Origin of the sequence: Streptomyces sp. NPDC052016 (genome assembly GCF_044548445.1) — a bacterium.
In the GTDB taxonomy this organism is placed as follows: Bacteria; Actinomycetota; Actinomycetes; order Streptomycetales; family Streptomycetaceae; genus Streptomyces.
The window spans coordinates 1-3,376 of the sequence record NZ_JBIUBX010000063.1 but is presented as its reverse complement, the minus strand read 5'-3'; the positions used below and the strand labels follow the sequence as shown (position 1 = coordinate 3,376).

The 3,376-nt window shown below is 70.6% G+C and carries 1 protein-coding gene; it reads right to left on the bottom strand.

The window, feature by feature from the left end:
- A partial coding sequence (locus ACIHAR_RS39600; RefSeq protein WP_400024113.1) for an SDR family NAD(P)-dependent oxidoreductase occupies positions 1–3,364 on the bottom strand: 3,364 nt, incomplete at its 3' end.
- Between the last annotated feature and the right edge of the window lie 12 nt (positions 3,365–3,376).

Sequence of the window (3,376 nt, the reverse complement as noted above, 5' to 3'; positions counted from 1 at the left end):
CCCCACCCTCGGCCACCAGCCGCCACAACCCCTCCGGCGAATCCACCCCACCCGGATACCGGCACCCCATCCCCACCACCGCGATCGGCTCGTCCAGCCCCGGAGCGTGGGCCACGGCGGCCGGAGCGGGGACCGTGGAGGTCGCCTCCAGCTGGTCGAGCAGGAAGGTCGCGACGGCCTGCGGGGAGGGGTGGTCGAAGACGAGGGTCGTCGGAAGGCGAAGGCCGGTCACCGAGTTGAGCCGGTTGCGCAGCTCCACCGCGGTCAGCGAATCGAACCCCAGCTCCTTGAAGGCCCTCACCGGGTCGACGCCGGTGTCGGTGCCGTGCCCCAGGACCAGGCCCACCGTCTCCTGCACCGTCTGCTGCACGGCGTCGGCTCGTGCCTCGGGCGGGAGCTGGATCACTCGCTGCGTCCACGACGAGCCGCCGGCGCGTGTGGCGCCCGCGGCCTGCCGGCGACGTGTGCGGACCAGGCCGGTGAACAGTTGGCGCAGGACGCCGTCGTCGGCCAGCTCACGCAGGGCCGTGAGGTCGAGATCCGCGGGGACCAGCAGCGGCTCGGCGGAGGCCAGCGCCGCGTCGAACAGGTCCAGACCCAGCTCCGCCTTCAGCGGCGCGATGCCGTTCCGCTTCCACCGGGCCACGTCCGCGTCGGCCAGGCTTCCGGCCATGCCTTCGGCGTTGTCCCAGAGGCCCCAGGCGAGGGAGGTGGCCGGCAACCCCAACGACTGCCGATGCCAGGCAAGCGCGTCCAGAAACGTGTTCGCCGCCGCATAGTTCGCCTGACCCGCATTACCCACCAGACCAGCCACCGACGAGAACAACACAAAACGCGCCACCCCGTGATGCCACGTCAACCGATGCAGATTCCACGCCGCATCCACCTTCGCCCGCAACACACCCGCCAGACGATCCACCGACAACGACTGCACCGTCGCGTCATCCAACACACCCGCCGCATGCACCACACCCGACAACGGACGCTCCCCCACCACCCCGTCCAGCACACCCGCCAACGCATCGAAATCAGCCACATCACACGCCACCACCGACGCCGACGCCCCCAACCCCTCCAACTCCGCAACCAACTCACCCACACCCGGCGCAGCAGACCCACGACGACTCACCAACACCAGATGCCGCACCCCGTGCTCCGTCACCAGACGACGCGACACCAACCGCCCCAACGACCCCGAAGCACCCGTCACCAGAACAACACCCTCAGGATCAAACCCCGCCCCACCCACAGACGCCACACCCGCCCGCACCAACCGCGGCGCGAACACCACACCACCCCGCACCGCCACCTCGGGCTCACCCGAACCCAACACCCCGGGCACAGACGCCAACCCACCCTCGTCGACGTGAACGAGGGCCAGTCGCCCGGGCTGCTCGGACTCCGTGGTGCGGACCAGGCCGGTGAGCGGTGCGGTGTGCAGCGCGCCATCCGGCACGACGACGACGAGCTTGCTGTCCGTGAAGCGGGCGTCGGCCAGCCAGGCCTGTACCAGCTCCAGACCGAGTCGTGCGGTCTCGTGAGTCCGTTCCACCATGTCTTCCGGCGCGACGTCGGTGCCGTCGCCCAGGGCTGGGAACACCACGAACTCCGGTGCCTCGACGCCTGCTTCCACTGCGGCTGCGAGGGCGGCCAGGTCTTCGTACGGCGCCTCCCCGAGACGCACCCACCGGTGTTCCGTGGCCGGTTCGGCCGAAACGGGTTCCCAGGCCATGCGGTACAGGGAATCGACGGCGGGCGTGGTCGCCACGGCCAGTTGCTCGCGGGCGACCGGGCGCAGGACGACCGACTCGATGGCCGCCACCGGCGATCCGGCGCCGTCGGCCACCGTCAGACGTGCCGTGTCCTGGCCGACGCGCGTCCACCGCACGCGCAGTGCCGTCGCGCCGACGGCTTGCAGCGCGAATCCCGAGAAGGAGAAGGGCAGTTTGATCTGGGAGTCGTCCCGCTCCGACTCGGCTGCCTCCAGCACGAGGGGGTGGAGCACGGCATCGAGCAGGGCCGGGTGGATGCCGAAACGGATGGCCTCCGCGTGCAGTTGCTCCGGCAGCTCGACCTCGGCGAACAGGTCGTCACCGACCCGCCAGGCCGCACGCAGGCCACGGAACGCCGGACCGTAGCCGTACCCCAGACCGTCCAGCCTCTCGTACACCCCGTCCAACGAAAGCGGGGTACCGGCCGTCGGCGGCCACTGTTCGAGCGAGGCGTGGTCCGACGGGGCGGAGGACACGGCGAGCAGACCGCTCGCGTGAGCAGTCCATGCCTCATCGTCCGCCGACCGCGCGTACACGGTGAACCTGCGGTCGCCGTGCTCGTCGGCGGGGTCGACGGTCAGCCGCAGCTGGGAACCACCGTGCTCGGGGAGTGTCAGGGGTGCCTGGAGGGTGAGTTCCTCGACCGCGGAGCAGCCGAGGCTCTCGGCCGCATGGCCGGCCAGCTCCAGGAACGCCGTACCCGGCACCAGCACCGTGCCGCCGATGGCGTGATCGGCCAGCCACGGATGTGACGACAACGACAGCGTCGCCGTGAACTGCACCGCGTCCCGCGCCGGCTCACTGATCACCGCCGCCAGGAGCGGGTGACCGGCGGACTCCAGTCCCAGTCCGGCCGCGTCCGCCGACCTCGGCGCGTCCAGCCAGAAACGCTCGCGCTGGAAGGCGTAGGTGGGCAGATCGGTAAGGCCTGTGCCCGGGAGCAGAGGGGTCCAGTCGACCGTGACACCCCGCACGTACAGTGCCGCCAGGGCGGAGACCAGGGTGCGCTGTTCCGGGCGCTCGCGCCGCAGAACCGGTGTCACCACGGCATCGATGTCCGCCTTCTCAGCCAGGCACTCCCGAGCCAGACCCGCCAGGGTGGCATCCGGACCCAACTCCACGAACACCGTCACACCCGCATCGGCCAACGCCGCCACACCATCGGCGAAACGCACCGCCGAACGGGCCTGAACCGCCCAGTACTCGGGCGCGTACCCCTCCACCACCGCACCCGTCACATTGGAGACCACGGGAATGCGCGGCGCGTGATGCGTCAACGAGCGTGCAACCTCAGTGAGCTCCTCCAGGACCGGGTCGAGGTGGGAGGAGTGGAACGCGTGGCTGACCTGCAACCGCGTCGCCTTCACCCCCTCACCCTCGGCCAGCGCCGCGACCTCCAGCACCGCACCCTCGTCACCCGAGACCACCGTGCTGCCCGGACTGTTCAAACCGGCGACGTCCACACCCGCCCGGCCCTCCAGCCAGGCCGACACCCGCGCCTCATCCGCCCGCAGGGCCACCATCGCCCCACCATCAGGCAGACCATCCATCAACCGCGCCCGCGCACATACCAGCCGCGCCGCGTCCCCCAACGACAACACACC